General features: G+C 36.0%; 19 protein-coding genes. 17 read left to right on the top strand and 2 right to left on the bottom strand.

Annotated features, from left to right (window positions below):
• Window positions 1-287: 287 nt before the first annotated feature.
• From S4054249_RS25895 to S4054249_RS13025, 4 genes are all read left to right on the top strand, one after another.
• Window positions 288-551 (top strand): PspC domain-containing protein, encoded by a 264-nt coding sequence (locus S4054249_RS25895; protein ID WP_080928259.1) that lies wholly within the window; start codon window positions 288-290, stop codon window positions 549-551.
• A gap of 455 nt (window positions 552-1,006) precedes the next feature.
• A complete protein-coding gene (locus S4054249_RS13035) occupies window positions 1,007-1,864 on the top strand; it encodes a toll/interleukin-1 receptor domain-containing protein (RefSeq protein WP_046354206.1) in 858 nt (285 codons plus the stop codon).
• A gap of 242 nt (window positions 1,865-2,106) precedes the next feature.
• Window positions 2,107-2,502, top strand: coding sequence for a hypothetical protein (locus tag S4054249_RS13030; protein ID WP_155401330.1), 396 nt, complete (start codon window positions 2,107-2,109; stop codon window positions 2,500-2,502).
• A gap of 223 nt (window positions 2,503-2,725) precedes the next feature.
• Window positions 2,726-2,986 (top strand): hypothetical protein, encoded by a 261-nt coding sequence (locus S4054249_RS13025; protein WP_145925023.1) that lies wholly within the window; start codon window positions 2,726-2,728, stop codon window positions 2,984-2,986.
• 197 nt (window positions 2,987-3,183) lie between these two features.
• Here the strand turns inward: S4054249_RS13025 and S4054249_RS13020 are convergent, their stop codons facing one another.
• Window positions 3,184-4,086 (bottom strand): IS5 family transposase, encoded by a 903-nt coding sequence (locus S4054249_RS13020; RefSeq protein ID WP_069949068.1) that lies wholly within the window; start codon window positions 4,084-4,086, stop codon window positions 3,184-3,186.
• Between the two features lie 947 nt (window positions 4,087-5,033).
• Between S4054249_RS13020 and S4054249_RS13015 the strand changes: the two genes are divergently transcribed.
• The 7 genes from S4054249_RS13015 to S4054249_RS12985 all read left to right on the top strand — a co-directional run bounded on the left by S4054249_RS13015 (window position 5,034) and on the right by S4054249_RS12985 (window position 10,064).
• Window positions 5,034-5,351 carry a hypothetical protein gene (locus S4054249_RS13015; RefSeq protein WP_046354242.1) on the top strand — a complete coding sequence of 106 codons (318 nt, stop codon included), beginning with the start codon at window positions 5,034-5,036 and terminating at the stop codon, window positions 5,349-5,351.
• 162 nt (window positions 5,352-5,513) lie between these two features.
• Window positions 5,514-6,641: a serine hydrolase domain-containing protein gene (locus S4054249_RS13010; RefSeq protein ID WP_046354241.1), complete on the top strand. Its 1,128-nt coding sequence runs from the start codon at window positions 5,514-5,516 to the stop codon at window positions 6,639-6,641.
• Window positions 6,642-7,153: 512 nt separating this feature from the next.
• Window positions 7,154-7,429 (top strand): hypothetical protein, encoded by a 276-nt coding sequence (locus S4054249_RS13005; protein ID WP_046354240.1) that lies wholly within the window; start codon window positions 7,154-7,156, stop codon window positions 7,427-7,429.
• Between the two features lie 48 nt (window positions 7,430-7,477).
• Entirely contained in the window at window positions 7,478-8,008 is a 531-nt protein-coding gene (locus tag S4054249_RS13000) for a hypothetical protein (protein WP_046354239.1), read from the top strand.
• 103 nt (window positions 8,009-8,111) lie between these two features.
• Window positions 8,112-8,492: a hypothetical protein gene (locus tag S4054249_RS12995; protein ID WP_046354238.1), complete on the top strand. Its 381-nt coding sequence runs from the start codon at window positions 8,112-8,114 to the stop codon at window positions 8,490-8,492.
• Window positions 8,493-8,611: 119 nt separating this feature from the next.
• Entirely contained in the window at window positions 8,612-9,070 is a 459-nt protein-coding gene (locus S4054249_RS12990; RefSeq protein ID WP_046354237.1) for a hypothetical protein, read from the top strand.
• Window positions 9,071-9,659: 589 nt separating this feature from the next.
• Window positions 9,660-10,064: a hypothetical protein gene (locus S4054249_RS12985; RefSeq protein WP_046354236.1), complete on the top strand. Its 405-nt coding sequence runs from the start codon at window positions 9,660-9,662 to the stop codon at window positions 10,062-10,064.
• Between the two features lie 114 nt (window positions 10,065-10,178).
• Here S4054249_RS12985 and S4054249_RS12980 read toward each other — a convergent pair whose 3' ends face one another.
• Window positions 10,179-11,792, bottom strand: a complete 1,614-nt coding sequence (locus S4054249_RS12980; protein ID WP_046354235.1) for a hypothetical protein — start codon at window positions 11,790-11,792, stop codon at window positions 10,179-10,181.
• A 705-nt stretch (window positions 11,793-12,497) separates the two neighbouring features.
• Between S4054249_RS12980 and S4054249_RS12975 the strand changes: the two genes are divergently transcribed.
• The 6 genes from S4054249_RS12975 (at window position 12,498) to S4054249_RS12960 (ending at window position 16,842) form a co-directional block, all read left to right on the top strand.
• A complete protein-coding gene (locus S4054249_RS12975) occupies window positions 12,498-13,100 on the top strand; it encodes a hypothetical protein (protein WP_046354234.1) in 603 nt (200 codons plus the stop codon).
• Between the two features lie 42 nt (window positions 13,101-13,142).
• Window positions 13,143-13,316 carry a hypothetical protein gene (locus S4054249_RS26590; protein WP_155401332.1) on the top strand — a complete coding sequence of 58 codons (174 nt, stop codon included), beginning with the start codon at window positions 13,143-13,145 and terminating at the stop codon, window positions 13,314-13,316.
• 890 nt (window positions 13,317-14,206) lie between these two features.
• A complete protein-coding gene (locus S4054249_RS12970; protein WP_046354233.1) occupies window positions 14,207-14,800 on the top strand; it encodes a Crp/Fnr family transcriptional regulator in 594 nt (197 codons plus the stop codon).
• 172 nt (window positions 14,801-14,972) lie between these two features.
• Entirely contained in the window at window positions 14,973-15,404 is a 432-nt protein-coding gene (locus tag S4054249_RS12965) for a hypothetical protein (protein ID WP_046354232.1), read from the top strand.
• A gap of 313 nt (window positions 15,405-15,717) precedes the next feature.
• Window positions 15,718-15,945, top strand: a complete 228-nt coding sequence (locus S4054249_RS26320; RefSeq protein WP_145925022.1) for a hypothetical protein — start codon at window positions 15,718-15,720, stop codon at window positions 15,943-15,945.
• Window positions 15,946-16,011: 66 nt separating this feature from the next.
• A complete protein-coding gene (locus S4054249_RS12960; RefSeq protein ID WP_052960832.1) occupies window positions 16,012-16,842 on the top strand; it encodes an alpha/beta hydrolase in 831 nt (276 codons plus the stop codon).
• Window positions 16,843-17,158 lie beyond the last annotated feature (316 nt).

The following is a 17,158-nucleotide window of genomic DNA, read 5'->3' as shown; positions in this document are numbered from 1 at the left end:
TGTTCTACCGCGTCCTCATTAAGTGCTGCTGGGTACGATACATTATAAAAATGGATAAAGGTGGCGACTTCATAGTCAGTTCCATTTTGATTTATTTGCATGTGTATATAGTATGGGAGGTGTCACAAATCACGGTATTGCGGCAATTGACGTACTTTAATTGTTTCTGACTTGGTGACATGTGCCTAACTTATTGTTATGGTTGAGGGGATAAAATCCGTATCTGAATTGCTTTTATTATGCGACATTTTTCGTAAATAAAAATGTTAGCGGACAGAGGAGGTCGTTTGAAAAATTTTGAAAAAATTAAAGTCTTAACCCGTGGAGAATCTGCGCTAATTGCTGGTGTTTGCTCAGGTTTATCTGAATATTACAGCCTGAGGAAAAACGGTTTGCGTTTCGCTTTTATCCTCTTAAGTATAATATTTTTCTTTCTACCAGCTACTGTATACATCGTTTTATGGCTAATTTTACCCAAATACCCCTCTACACAAGCTATGGCTAGGCATTTAAGACGAAAAACATTGTTAAAAAAGAGCCATGCCAACTAAACAGGTGGTTGAACCGTGGATATAAAACGGTTGGCTTGTACTTCTAAGTCGTAAATTATACTTAACTATTTTTTAACGCTTACAGCAAGTGTTAATTGGTTCACCAAGAGGCAGCACCTAGAAAATGACATAGGTCTATCTAGTATTTTCCTCTACTTGACATTAGTAAGGTTTTAACTATTTATTTATGGTAATAACTGCTTGTATTTTAATGATATTGAATATGCCTTCAATGAAAGTGTATATACATTATGTGGTGAAATAGATTAATATTTTTAATCAAGTTGAGTTACATCAGTTCATTGAATTTGTTTTTATTAAGCGTGGTTAGGTCGTTTACGAAGCTGTTAAATCGGACGTAAAACAGCTGGCTTTGTCCGTTTCGCTGTCAATCCTAGCCTTCTATTTTGATCCGCTTTCAGCGGCGTTAGCCATCAGAGGGAACAGTTAAATCTATGGAGTACTTTCTCCTAATTCCGGTAACAGGACTGATTTTATTGGCCTCTTATCTAGTTTATCAGTCAAAAGAGCAAAAAAAGTCAAAAAAGCTATTAGTAGAGCATGGGTATAGACATGTTTTCTCTGGGGACGGTAACAATTTTATCGCCTTTGATATAGAGAATGGAATGATACGATTTGGTCAATTGTCAAAATATAAATATGAAGAGAGACCAATAACCTATCTAACAAACTACGAATGGAAATGGACTGAACACAATGCGGTAAAAGTAACTAATAAATTTTTTCTGTATATATCAGATGTAGATCATTCTATGCATGAAATATTTTATGGAGGTAACGAGAGGTTGGCTGAAGTTGAATGGGCTAAGTTTCAGGCAGTGGTTAGTGAATGCACAGCAGGTCAGTACAGAGAAATTAAAAATATGGAACGTCACGATAGCTACGATTTTTTTGTGTCTCACGCCAGTGAAGATAAGGATGAGTTTGTCCGACCGTTGGTGAAAGCAATGTCAAATTTAGGTTTGAATATTTGGTATGATGAGTTTTCCCTTGAAATAGGCGATAGCTTGAGACGAACTATTGACCATGGGCTGGGAAGCTCTAGATACGGCATAGTTATACTTTCAAAAGCTTTTTTTGATAAGCAGTGGCCACAATATGAACTTGATGCATTAGTAAATAAATCGATGTCTGGCCAAAAAGTTATTTTACCTGTATGGCATGGAGTTGAGCATCAAGAAGTATCTAACTATAGCCATAGCCTTGCAGGTAAGGTAGCATTTTCATCAAGTCATTTAAGTGTAGAAGATATGGCTAAAGAGTTTTTAAAACTAATTCAAAAAAATAGCTAAAAAATTGAATAATCTTACAAAATTTATTATGTCGCTTTATGTTTTTTCACTTCGATAAAACTAAATAGTACAGGCACAAATCTATTGTTCACAGAGTTTTTTGGGGCGACAGTCGATGTACTTTAATAGATTCCAATATGGTTACGAATGCTAAATTTATTGTTATAGTTAGGGTAATAGAGTGCAGCTGTAGTTATACGGTATTTGTCGTATCTAAAAAATTCTAAGGTTACAAGGGGAGTATGTACAGGTCTGGTCAACACGTTCTAAATAAGGGGTTAAGTCCTATCTCTAGAATACTACTTGGAGCTATTTCAGGGCTTTTCGGTGTTGTGATGATATTAATAGCCCCTGATCTGAGCAATCCAATCGGCATATATTTGTTTGGCGTATTTTGCTTAATTATATTTGTGATGTGTGTTACATCAGGAAAAGTACGAAATTATTTGGGTCGTTTAGTTGGCTTAATCGTTTTCGGATTGTCTATTTGGTATTTCTTTGGGCAATTAGGAAACGGAGACTTTATTTTGGGTAAGCGCTCTGAACCTTCAATGTTAAACTCAATATTATTCTTTTTTGCATTTGGTTTACCTGGTATTTTGTTTGCTGTTAAAGGTCAATTTTCAAATATAAAGTAAAGGACAGGGCTCAGAATACATGTAACCTTTACAAGTTACTCAAAAGGACACAAAATACTTAGCTTGCACTACTTTGTCGCTTGTTTACCCAATCAAGTTTTACTCATTAATTAAATTGTTATATTGAAGGTGAAAGTTGAGAACAATATTAGTGTTTTTTATATTTTTTAGTTCGTTTTCATTTGCCTGCAGGCCATGTAGTGAAGATGTGAATGTTTATGTTGTGAAGCAAGCAAAACCAGTTTTTGACAAGTCATATTCTTCTTCAGAACGAAATGGGTATGTAACTTTTCAAGCTGATATAGTGCATTTTAAAGTAAGTAACCTTAAGGTAGTTGAAGTTTACCCTGAAGATATTCCTCTAAGTGTCATTGAAGAAATGATTTTAAAAACACAGTATAAATTGATTTCTAATAAGCCTAGTCATATAGCATGTGACTCTAAGTCTCAGGAATTAAGTTTTGTATTTCGCTTACCGATTTAAAAAATTAATGGTTATGTTAGCTTCAACATAATAAAATCGTAAACTCGGATAAAAAACAGTTGGTTTTGCTCGCATCTTACAAGTTTTAGCCAATATATTTTGCCCACGAACAGGGTATTGTTATGGCTCTAGTTGAGCCGGAGTATAATCAATTGAAAGTGCTTCTAGCTATGCTCTTCCTAACTGTCTTGTCATTTTTACTGATATTCAGGCATACCTAGCCTGTTCATCGTGTTGATCACCTTGGCTTTAATCATTACTTCTGTGTGTTGGCTGTTGAAGGTACGGCTTGTTAATTGGTCACCCGTAAGCTGTTTAAAACGATAAACGCCCGTTTCAGCCAGCGAACGCTCATGATAACCCGACTTTTCCTTCCAGTGTTTTAAACCAAATTGATATATTAATATTATGGCGCTGTTTCTCGGATGACCTTTCTCCCAATATTGGGCATTTTCCCTTGGGGGGATCCGAGCTACGGCACCTTTGGCTGCAATTTCATCGTAGCAATCACGCGTATCATAAGCACCATCACCGGTGACTCTGTCAACATTTCGCCGTAGTGGCTGTAGTAAATCACCTAACACTTCACCATCCGATACATTCACCATTGATAGCTCTGCACTGACAATGTCATGACTGGCTGCATCTATCGCTAAATGCAACTTACGCCAAGTTCGACGCTTGTTGGCTCGGTGTTTTCGGGTATGCCATTCGCCGTTACCATAAACTTTTAGGCCGGTGCTATCGACAACAATATCAATAAATCCCTGCGTGGTTGGCTTGGTTCGATATTGAACATCTAGTGTCTTTCCTCGCTTGCACAAACAGCTGTAACCAGGGGAATAAATAGGTACATCCATTAAATTGAGGAGTGAATTAACGAACCCTTCAAGTGCTCGAAGTGGCAAATTAAAGACAGACCGGAGTGTCAGGCAAGTTTCAATTGCAAAGTCAGTATATTTATTTGAACGACCACGCCCACCGTGTTTTTCTGTGGTTTGCCATTGCTGAATAGCGTCGTCGCTGAGCCAAATAGCAATATTACCACGCTGTATCAACGCTCGGTTATAGGCAGACCAGTTCTTAATTTTCTTTGTCATGGTGGGTCGAGTTGCGTTATGTTTTTTTGATCTGATCACGCAAAAGGTCAGAAGTTCAATTATTTAGGAAACAAGGCCTTCCAAAACTAAAAAATCAGAAATACCGTTATTGTTTTATTCAATCACGGCTCAACTTTTAGCTCTGGCTCTCTTCGCTTTTACTATCCTTAACGTTCGGTACTCAGAGGTATTTTTAAAAGATAACTCGTTGAGTGTTTGGCGTCAATCAAAACACACGGGGCATACATCAGTTTATTGCGCCATGATGTCAAAATTTTCTAGCTCGATCGCAAAAACATATTGAACCTTATATTTCCGGCTATGATGCCTTTTAAAGTGTCTGACCAATAGGTTCCCCTTTGACGCAATTTAATCATTTCTAATTTGGTTACACCTGATTAGCTTGTTGTTATGGTTAAGGGGAGTGTAGAACCTATCTGAATGGTGTTTTGTCATATTTATCGTAAATAAAAGTGTTATATTTCTTGAAGGGTATAGTGAAAATAGTTGTAGCGAAACTAAATAAAGGGCCTTACCACTCTTTAAATGCGAAAGATATAACACGAATCTTGAGTATCGTTCATGAAGACTGGAAGTCGTTCATGGGGCAAGTTTCACTTATCGCAATAATATTTGTTAATACTCGTTTTGGTCTTCCAGTTATTCATAGCTCAGTTAACTAAAGGTTAAATGTTCTATCGTGAGGTTCAACTATAGCATGCATACTAGCGTTGAGTGGTGGAGTAGTGCAGTCAGGTTTAGTAAACCATGTACCATATATCGAGTTAGTTAAACTCGATTGAGTTTTAAAGCTATAGATAGAAAAGTTTTCTGAAAGTGAAATATAACGAAGGAAATTAAAACTGTGTAAATAGCCAGCTTTTGTTCCTTACAATTTTAAGCTACTACTTTTCTCTGTTTATTGAAGCGCTATTTTTTGAGGTAATATGAAAATACTAATTATAATCTTACTTTTGTCCTTTTTGACTGCTTGTGGCTTTCATCCTATTAAATTAGTAGGTTATGGCAAGAAGCTTGATGAGCCTGTCTCTGAAAGTTGTTTCTTTGAAAAGTTTGAAGAGTATAGAGCATCAACAAATTATCAGCTATCTGTTGAAGTTGAAAAAGCAGCTGAGGAAATTATTTACTATAAGTTAACGATTGATGGCACCAAAACAAATGACGCTCATGAAGTTTTTACCCCTAAATCCTTCAATGAATCGAAAGTATTCATGGGGAATATCATGAGAGAGTGTTCAGCTTAAAATACATATAACAACGCTTTCTTCGCTCGTTTTTCGCCAATTTTAAACTGCTATTTGCGTAGGGTAAGCGAAGTGTTTAGTGTCTAGATTGATTTCGCATTTAAACCTTTTAATTACTTTTATCGTCTAAACGGTAATTTGAATGATTTTAAAAGGAAAGTAATGATTCGATTAATTAGTCAAACTATATCATTGATATTGATTATTTCAATTACAACAGTGTTGGCTTCTTGTAAAAGCCACGATGCAAGTAATTTTGAATCGAACACGAAAGCTGAGCTTAAAGAGTTTATTGATGGAAATGTTGGGCAAGTAATCTCAGTGTCTATTGTAGACTCAGAAAATACTTACCAATACCATTTAGGGACGTTAAGGAATGGCGATTCGCCTAACAATCATACAATATACGAGATTGGCTCTTTAACCAAAACTTATACAGGGCTAGTTGTCGCTAAAGCTATTCTCGACGGGAAAGTTGAACTTGATAAAGATGTCCGTCGTTACCTAGATAATTACGAATATCAAAACTTGGAGCTGTCTAGCCAGTATATAACTTTACGACATCTTTTGTCTCATACAAGCGGGCTGCCAAGAGATTTTGCTTATAGTCGCGAAGATATTGAGCAAGGCACATACTTTGAAAAAATTTCCCAATATACTAGAGATGACTACTTTGATGATCTTAAAAAAGTGACCCTTAATTCTACACCTGGTGAGACGTATTTATATTCAAGTGTTGGTACTAATTTAGCAGGATATATTCTGGAATCAGTGTACCAAAAGCCTTTTGAATTACTGGTTTCTGACATGATCATGAGTAAGTCTGGGGAGTTTGGTACTAAATTTAGACGCACAAACTTCGAGTTAAGTGAAGTTACAATAGGGTCAGATGGAAATGGTAATCAAATGCCCTTGGCTAGTGCGTATTGGTTTGCTGGTGGAGGGTTAACTTCAAACGTTGAGTCTGTTACGCGTTATATGCGACATCAATTATCCTTAGAGCCTGAGGTGGCTATTTCTCATCAACTTCTGGATGAGAGCTGGACTGGTCACGGCAAGGCATTTTATTGGAACACATACAAATATGATTCAAATGATCGAATGCTATATCAAAGTGGTGGTTCAATGGGGACATCTAGCTGGTTGGTAATTTATCCGAAGAAAAGTATTGGTATTTTTATTGTAACAAATATAGCCGCTGGAAATACCCAATCAAAGTTAGAAACTCTTTCAGATAAAGTTTTTGACCATTTAAGGGCATATAACAAAGCTTTAAAATCTGAGCCGTAACAGTTTGTTGGCTTCGATTTTATACTTATTTTAGCCAAAGCCTACTCTCTGTTTAAGTGGGGAGTTATTTATTCAGGGTAATATCAAAAACTGTTCTGATATTGATGAAATTGAGAATAAAGCAGGGCTGCTTTTTCCCAAAATTTATATCAATGTCATTACAAACTATCCAAAACAGTTAGTTGATAAAGGTGCTCATGACTTTGGTTTGTTGGATGGTCCAACATGGTGTATAAAAGAAAGGATCCCCGTAAGAAGATATGGTTGCAATGCAGAATAAATGTACAAAGTTAATTTTGAAATGACTTTAGCATCAAGCTGTTGGATTTTGCTCCTTCGCCGCTAATTTAGCTAACAGATTTTCTCGATTTAACAAGGCGTTATAATCCTAAGGAAATAATTATGCGCGATTTTTAAGGCTTTGTATTTTTCATTCTGTCGTTGAGTTTAGTGCCTTCGGTGGTATAGTTGTGGCTTGTGGTCGCGTTGTACACGCTTTAATACGGCGTTAAATGATAGGACACGTTTTGATTATAAAAATAATATTATTAATCGCTTTGCTAAGAGTTTTAGCTATCACTGAAAAACCAATACTATGTGCAGGCATTTACTCTTCTGTTGCCCTAATTTTTGGTTTTATGAGTGGAGCTGCTTTAACATACATAGCTGTAACTGTAGGTATTTCTTTTGCTCTGTCATTCTTATACTTCTGGTTATTAAATCGGTTTAATCATGGGCCTTTATATTTTGTGATTATGATACTGGGTCTAGGAATTGGGCTAGTGTAATTTAACAAACGTCTAAATCAATAGACACAACAGTTATGATATGTATTTATGTCCAAACTTTTTTATCTAGTATTAATCCTGTTTAGCTTTGGCAGTGTGGCCCTACCACATGGAGGGTATTGGAAGCCTGAATTTAAAAGTTCTGCTTGTGTAATGTGGCAAACTTCGAGTATTGAAGTATCCCCTGAGCTAAATTTAAGTATTGCTGCTAACTTCTCCTTGAAGGGGAAAAGGTACGTGCTTTCTGAATTGCAAAAAAGCTATGGTTTTCAAAAAGGTCACCATATCTTAGGTTTTATAATTCACGGAGCTTATAACCATTCATTTGGTCAAGTTGATTATCCTCTGGAGCTTTATGTCAATGGGGGAAAATTAAATAAAGTACAAATTGAAGGCGTTCAGTATTTCTATTTAATGAGTAACAGAGTATTTGATATCCTTGCGGGAGCAGAGAAGGGGATTAGCTTTGATGTTGAGTTAAAGTCAGCATCTGGTGAGAGTTTTACTGTCGAGTATAATTACGAGCAGTTGTCTTTGAGCACGAAAATGTATTTAACTTGCTCTGAAAACATCATATAACAAGCCATATACGCGGACCAAAACAGTTGGCTTTGCTTGTGCCTAACACAATTTTACTCAACTGGTTTTAGCCGTTTAATTGCGGAGTTAGCATTCAAAGTATATGAATTTTCAAGAATTTAAAAGGATTATTTACTACCTTAGCTCATCTTTAAATCTGGATGTTAAAGAGCTAAAGGGGAGCAATGTAACCCCAAACTTTCATTTAGCTTTGATGAAAAGGGCTGAGGAAGAAGTCTGCATAATTTGTTCAATTCACGGAGAGTGGGCATTTTGTAATTATTCTGAGTTTTTATCTTATAAATTACATTTTGTAGACAACGAACATGCTTCAAAAATCTTAAAAGTTCATTTCGGTATTACTACACATAAGCAAAGCAGTTTAATTGAAGCCTTTGTAAAATATCCATATATGTCCTCTAGTGATATTGCATATTGGAAGCCAAAGAGCTTAGGTGAGGCTTTATTCAATTGGTGGGATTGAAGCTGTTAACAAACGGTTTAACTTCGGGTCGCAAAATGCTTGTTTTGCATTCTTTTCTTCGTTAACTTTAGCCAACATAACTTTGCTCATTATTGGGCGTTATACGTGTTTGAGAGTGTATGTTTAAGAAAATATTAAAAGGCTTAGGTGCCATATTGTTAGTTTTTGTGGTTTTTTTTACTGTTATAGGGGGGTGGACAGTATATAAATCATCAGAATATGAAAAAACAGCCATTCCATATATGGATGTTGCCATAAGGGATATTTCAAGCTGGCAAGTCGAAACAATGAAAGGCTATCTTGTTAAAACAACGTTAGACGGCGTATCAGATGAAGATCTTCAAAAAATTGTCAAAGGTCTATCTAATATGGGCAATTTAATTGAGCTAGGTGAATATCAATTTAAAAGTGTGTCTAAGAAAGCAATGGCCGGAGGTGAGTCTGGCACTTTTGTGTCTTACACTGTCCCCGCTAAATATGAAAAAGGTGACGCAACGTTAACAATAACGTTGAAAGTGGTTGAGGACTCGTTTCTTGTATACTCTTTCAATTTAAATTCATTAGCTTTGTTAGATTAATGCGTATTACGAAGCTATTGAGCATAAGACCGAAAACGATTGGTGCGCGCGCCTGCTTCGCGATGTTAGCTAACTCTTTTGACTCTCTTGTTTGGGAGAGAAGCTTACGGAGGGGGAGCGAAATTTGTACTATATCTGTTAGTGTTATCGCATGTTGCTTAAGCCCACCAAGGCGCTGTTATTCAACCTGAAAGTAAATAGTTGGTTTGCCTAGCTAATACTGTTGGGCACGTTTTGACAAAGTCACAAGCACATTAAAAATCAAAGATACACCGATGTTTTTTTTCAGATTGTTTTGTTGTAAAAGAAGGCTTTAATATTAAGTATGGGGTATTTACACTTCTTGGTATCATCGTTCAATGTACAAAAACTTTTCAAACTATATTGGCCTTAAAATAAAAAGCTCACGCTTTGGTTTAATCGTCAATCTTGATACATTGGAGCTTATGCCTTATTAATTACAAATGTCTTAAACATAGGAAAATCAGTAGCTTTCAAAGCTCAGCAAAAGTAATGCTAGTCGCATCTAAGCATTATCCGTTTTGTATGCGGACGTATAATCAAATGTAGACTCAAGGGGAGTATCAAAATGAGCGATGTTTTGGTATTTAAGCTTAAAAAAGAAGATGGCTATTTTGACGCAACGCAACTAGAAGATAATGAACTGTCTAAAGTACCAAGTAATGTCGTTTCACTTTCTCTGGAAAATGCACCAATCACAGACAAAGGTATTTCAAATTTACCTTTTTTATCCAATGTGAGATGTATAGATCTCGATTCAACTTTCATTACAGATAAATCATTGGAAATAATTAGTCAGTTTAAAAATCTAGAAGAACTTTGGATTGAAGATTTCAACATAACTGATAGCGGTTTCAAGTTGTTAGCACTTTTACCAAACTTGAAATATATATCATTTCTAGACACTGAAATTTCAGATGATGCTTATGACTATGTTAAAGACAAGTTGCCGAACTTAAAATCAGAAGGCTAGTTACTAATAAACCAATGAAGTGCTGACTGCTCCTCTAAGATGCAGCTTTGTACTGATGGGGAAAGTAATATTGGAGAGTAAAAAGAGCCCAGTGATGGGCTCTTTTCATCATTTTTAATGTAATAGGTTGTGAAGAATAGGGATTAAATAGGCTATATCATGTCTGCCTTTTAATTCAGAATCCAGCTTTGACATGTCAGAAGCACTAAATTCGTAATCGTGTCTACGGCTTTCTACATGATGAATCTTGTCGAACGGAGAAGCTGCTTCAAGTTTTTGTAGTGTTTCACTGTGGCTTGCTCCTTTAAGTGCGTTTAGGTCAACTCCATAAACAGCAGGATCAATGTCCAGAGCACTGAAGGTTGGAATAAAGTTCGGCTCTCGACAGTTGATACATCTAGCATAGCCTTCATGATGAGGCTGCGCTTTTAAGATATCGTTATTTAACGTATTTACTAAACTGTGAGTCAGACCAATATTCGTGCCGGGAGCACTGTTAACATACTGATAGTTAGAAAACTCATTCAACTTTGTATCATCTTTTATGTGCTTATCATTACCGGCAAATCTATCTACACGTGTATAAGACTTAAATAAAGTTTCGTTTCGACTACCACTGAGTGTATTTTCCTTAAACACAAAATCTGCTGCTTCTAATGGGCCTCCGTTACCCCCATGTGGTGCTTCTATTAATTTTGATGCGCTCCAACTTGACGGTTTATTATAGCTGGCTTGAAGAGATGCATTAGTAAATACAACTTTTCGTATATCGTCAGGTAAGGGCATTGAATTTAGTTCATTTAAAAAAGTTGAGCGCATACTGCCACTTTTATCAACAATATGGTTTATCAATAGTTGCTTAGATGAGTCTGAATGTATATTTTCGTATGATACTTGCACCTGTGAACGTGTATCACGTATTGATTTCTTCATTTCACTCGTTAAGTCTGACAATTTTAAGAATACCAATAATGAGTAATCAAGAGCAGAAGCTATAAAATCAAAGGTTGATAGACTAATTATACCAACGTCATTAAAGTCATCGAGCATTGAGTCAATAAATAAAGGCAATCTTTGATAAGACAGTGGTATGTTTGCCCCTCTAAGTGGAGAGTCTATAGTAACCCATGTTCTAATGTTAGTTTCGATACCATATTTGTGCGCATAACCGATGGCATATTTAGATACGACACCACCTAAACTTGTACCAAGTACTGAAATGCTTGGCTTATGGTTATTGAGTTGATTAACTTCGTTTATTAATTCAATGCCTTCTAAGACTGTGAAGGCATTACGTTGTATATGGTCACCTGAGCCAAATCTTCTATTCTGTTCATACTCATAGGCAAAAAGAACAATATCAGAGTTTGGATATCTCGCTTTAATTTCATCCGGACTAGCTCCCATAAACGTATTTCTTAATACTAGATCTAGATTTTGTTTGATAGAGCCTTGGGAGTTGCTAGGCGCAAGCAGTGCACCAGGATAAGGTGCAACAACAATGATTGGTTGGTCAAAAGCTTTATCTCCAGAATCATTGGTATAAACCTTTAGATGCATTGAGCCTCGTTTACCCGCATATGATCTGGTAGAGGACAAAATACAGCCACTTTCGTCTAAAGCGTAGTTAATATTATAGCAAGCTGGAGTAGTGCTGGTTGCATTTGCATTCGCACTAATTAAAAAAGCCACTGTGCTTAATAAAGCAAGTTTTAATTTGTAAAACACAAAGTATCCTTTCGTTTATGGTTGCTGGAAAAGTTAATAATGATTCAATTCTATCTAATGTTTATAAATATTATAACCATTTATAAATTTTAAATTATAAAGATCTTATTTTAAGAAAGATAGGGAAAAGATAGATGATATTCATTCTAACTTAGGAACTGGTTAATAGGTCGCCTATTCTGTACTGGATGTAAGGTGTGTGTAGCTTTTTATGGCAGTAGTAAGTAGGGGAGGTCAGCTTGATGTATACCAAGTATTACCACTGTATATCATGATGTGTAATACATGTATTTTTGTGCACATAAGATAAAGAAATGGGTAAGTTATTTTAGCACCGCAGAATAAGCAGAAATGATTGCAACTAGCTAAGGCGTTTTGTAATCGATATATGTACTTATGTGGTCATGATCAACTGTACGCATACAGTTTTGTATAATGATGAATAGCGCAATGTCTAACCGATAAAGCCACCTTCACTCTTTGGCATAAACAGTCGAAAGAGATTTGGTTTATACATAAGTCTGACAATGGCGAGTTGTTAAGCACTTCGGAGCGCTGTTTGTAGATGAAATCGCTGTGAGTGCCATGTTAGAACTCAAGTAAGTCACTTAAATTAATAATTTACAGTTGACTAGTTCCTTCTCTGCATGTAGCTTTTTTGTTGGTGTTTTGTTTTTATAATGTTTATTTTATAAGAAGGTTTGCATGGATTCATTTCAAAGAATACTGGTTTGGATATCGGAGTTAGGACTAACCGCTAAGCTCATAGCAAGTTTGATGATTGTCTCAATGACCGCTTTGTTTTTGCTTCAAATTTGGCAACCTGACTTCGCTCAAGGAGAACAAGGGAAAGTTGTAATTGAACGACAAAAAGCTCGATTTGGTGTTTCACTTGGTTTGCAATTGGGACGTTATGATCTGATACAAGGCTCAAAATTTCCTGAAGCCCAAGAAGCCGAATCTGAAATAGTAAAACAAATTGAAGCATTGCTTAAACAGGATGGTTATAAAGGTAGTATCAACGATGTTACATCGCGAGAACTAATTGCCAAATTACTTACTCACTACAGTGTCATTGATGTTGAAAAGCATGCTGCAATTTTAATTGGTATATCGGCTCTCAGGGCATCACTTGTTGGGGTATCAACTGTACTTTCTAACAACATGGAAATGAAAGAGTTGTCATTAAGTGCCTTACAAGATATAGACAGTAGTGTAGTAAAAAATAAAATGGATTTATTTGAAAAGTTATTATCTTCTAAGCCTAAATCAACAACTGAGGTTGTTGATTTAATTATGGATTTTTAGAGGTTAAGCCTAGCAGACCCATCGATTGAAGACGTTAAAACCTTGGCTTATGATGATTCATTGTCATTGTCATTGTCATTGTCATTGTTAGTCAAAACTTCTTACTCGGTTAAGCTGGTGTTAGATAACTCTCAGGGAGTTGTTGTAAAACTTTCCCTCAGTGATGCAATAGACAGAACAAAACAACAAGCTCAAATAGATAATAGTGTCGATTAGTTAGCTGCTCTGTTTCCTAGAAACCGTTTTCAATGCTTAATGTGTACTTTTTTCAGTGCAATAACGTCGACGCGGTGTGCAGTTAAAATTGGTACGGCATGCACAGTTGAACAGCAGACGGGGCATTTGAGAACAGTCTTATCAGTATACGTATAAATTTATTTTAAAGTGGTAGAAATTACAGGTAGCTAAATCGTTTAATATCTACTAGTACTGAGTTTAATAATAAAAATGATTTTTTATCACGTTTAAATGTATAAGGAAACTGCTTTAACGACTTGGATATCTTTGGTTCTCGCTCTTTATTCGCTAATGTTAGCCTCCTGCAAGTATGGTATGATTTTTTAAAATATTTAAACTAAGGAAGTATGATGAAAATAAAAAAGGTAATGATCTGCACAGCTGTAGCCCTTTTAATTGGAAGCTTAGGGATTTATGCGTCAATGGAAGGCTATCAAAAAGAAAATATGTTAAAGATAATTAATCAAATGTTATCTTAAAGGGTAAACTGCTCTATATAAATAACAACAATGTATATAACGTGACGCGTTGAGCGGGGCTTATTGAGACTTAAGTATTCTGCTACAAGGGGATATTAAAGACTTCGGCTATGCACATAAATGAGCTTAGTTAAACGGTATGGCTACAGACTTGCTGATAGGGATATACAGAGAGTTTCGTTCTTCTTGCACAGTAAGGACACGCAGGATCTGTTTAACTATTAAAAAGAAGTACGGTTGACGGATAAAACATAAGTTTATGAGTTATTTTATATAAGGTGTCCATAAATATAAAATTAAATAGAGATACAAAAGCCCTCTATTACTCACTTTTTAGCGAAAAGTTTTTGTATCGTTCAGTTAGCAAATAATAAAAAATGACTGAGTTTTATGAAGTATTTTAGAAAAATGATTGATCATTACATTCCTGTCAATGATGAGGAGTGGGAGCAAGCTTGCGAGATCTTTGACGTAAAACATGTCAAAAAAGGGACTACAATTCATCACGCAGGTGATGTATTTAGTGAGATTTGGCTTATAAAAAGTGGCTTAGCCAGGTCATGCCTAATTGATATGAATGGTAAAGAACATACATGGCAACTTTATTTCCGCGGAAAAAGTAAACATGGTTTAAACCACTTTATGGATGATAGTGTCAGCTTTTATGAAAAAACTGGATCCATGCTTAACTTTGAAGTTTTGGAAGATTCGGTGTTTTATGTTGCATCCTTGAAAGCGCTTGATAACTTTATATCACAAGACCAAAAGTGGGAAACGTTAGCAAGAATATGGATACATAACACCTATTACTCTGCAACATATAAACGTGTTCTTTCTCTCATGTCTGAGACCGTAGCCCAAAGGTATGCACGTTTACTGGATGAGTACCCTTTCATATTTGATCAAGTTAAGTCATATCATATTGCCTCCTACCTAGGTGTTGCCCCCCAGACTCTAAGTAAATTGAAAAATGAATCTAGGTGAATGAATTCTGGTATTCCGTTACTTACCATAGATTTTTTCAGTGGAGATTAACGATGAATACCTTTCGAAAATTAAAAAAGCGATATGAAAGAAGCGCCTTAGTTGATAGTGCTATCGGCTGGAATATAAGTAGCAACACAGAGCCTTGTATTATGCAAACAAAGGGTGGGCTATGATTGAGTTCACACAAATTGGCTCAGAGCTCATTTTCATTGGTACTGCCTTGTTTCTGGTTGGTTTAATTCAAGGTGCATTGATACCGGCTGTAAAAAATTCAAGAATGGCTCTGTCCGGGCATTTAACAGCCGTTCAGTGCGCAATGGCTCTAATGATCTTTGGCATTATCTGGTCATTAGTTGAGTTACCTGTCTCTCTAGAAATATTTACAGCTTATGGCTGTGCGTTTGGGTTCATACTTATTTGGCTTGGGATAACGGTTGCATCTGTGACTGGCGCAAGTAAAGCGCTTCCAATTGCTGGCGCTGGCTTTTCGGCAACTATCGCAACAGAATATATGGTGACGATTCTCGTGCGTTTAGGGTCAATCCTATCACTTGTTACCTGTACTTTATTAACTATTGGAATGCTACCAACAGTTTGGTAGTTATAAAAATCTATTCAATCGATTTTGTGAGCGTACCTTTTGTACTTCAGTAAGTATTAGACTTACCAACAGTGCGCTCTAGTTATCGTCGATTAAATGTGACATTGATTTGACTATAAGTAATCAGTTACGGTTAGGTACATTTAGCTTTGTAAATTAAACCACTAATTAAATGTTCATTATTTTAGTGATAAGTGTGTGAATGTTTAAAGCGATGAGGTTACGGTACTTAATTAAGTTAGTATTTCGGGCACTCGCCAAGTGTTATCGGTATTGTTTATAGCGTTAGCAAATAAAAAACTGGGAGAAAAAATTGAACATAAATGAAAAGTATAAATTATGTGTTGAGAGCTTTTCTTGCTTTTGGTTTCAACACAAAATAGGAGGAAGTATCATTGCTTTCCTTGTTAATATGGGAGTTTGGAATCTTTTAGCTCATATGACCAAAGAAAGCTATTTTTCCAGCTTTACAGTACAATTCATAATGTCTTTGCTTTTTACTGCTGCATTTTTTGTGCGCAGTAATCCAAAAGAACAATAAAAAAAAAGAAAGTATATCAACAATTCTGTCGTTTCATTTTGAAGCATTATAAGAAAAGGAGTTTTGATGAAATTTTTACCGTTCATACTTATTTTAATAAGCTTTAGTCAATTAGTTAAAGCTCAAAACATAAGTACTTTTGAGATCCCCAGAAGTAGTGTTATAGATATAAAAGACCCTATTTCTAATAGGGTTTACCCTATCTTTGTAAAGTTACCCGCCTCATATGGGCGTGACCAAGGCAAATCATATCCGGTTATTTATTTAACGGATGCTTTGTATAGTTTTCAAATCGTTTCTGGAGCTACACGATTTCCAATGAATACGGGAAAAATGGAAGAAGCGATAATTGTTGGGATTTCATATTCAAAAGGTACCAAAGGGCCTTCAAGTCGAATTCGGGATTTTACTCATAAAAAAGACAGCAGCTGGAAGCTTGAAACTGGGCGGGCGCTTGAGCATGCTAACTTTATAGAGAACTCAATATTTCCCTATGTTAAATCGCATTACCGCGTTAACAACTCACGTACTTACGTAGGTAATTCTCTGGGCGGCTTACTTGGTGCGTATATATTGTTTACCAAGCCTGATATGTTCTCAAACTACATTCTTGGAAGCCCGTCAGTGTGGTTTATGAACAATGACATACTTAGTATTAAACCTAAGAAGAGCTTAGATGCACATAAGATATTTATTGCTGTTGGAGAGAGGGAGACGCCTAAATATGACTCACCTAGGCATGATATAGTAGCTGGTGCACAACAACTGTTATCCAAACTATCTAGTGGGCAATATCCGAATGTGCAAGTCAAATTTTTAGCTATAGAGGGGGCAAACCACGAAACTGCGTTTCCAACTACTGCAATTCAGGGACTGTATTGGTTGTTTAAAAAATAGCCCAACGGTCGGTGTTTAGTATATTTTTAAACTAAAACCTGCTTTTTACATAGTTATAAATGATATTTCTATAGAGTATTACCTTGGGTTTGTTTTTATGTTTTTTTAATCATTCCCTGTGCTGTTAAGTATCGTAGTGTAGATATTTTTCGAGCTTTAGTCATTTTATCTTCTTTTGGAAAAACGAGAGTGCCGTATGGCGAAGTACTTAAGATTTTATTCAACGCGAGTGTTATAGGTAATGTGAGAGGTAACACGGAGGTTTTCAAGCATCGCTCTCCAAGAGCTATGTGCAATATGAATTTGAACTTTGTTA

This window comes from Pseudoalteromonas luteoviolacea (assembly GCF_001750165.1).
Taxonomy (GTDB): Bacteria; Pseudomonadota; Gammaproteobacteria; order Enterobacterales; family Alteromonadaceae; genus Pseudoalteromonas; species Pseudoalteromonas luteoviolacea_G.
This window is presented reverse-complemented; position numbering and strand designations above follow the sequence as displayed.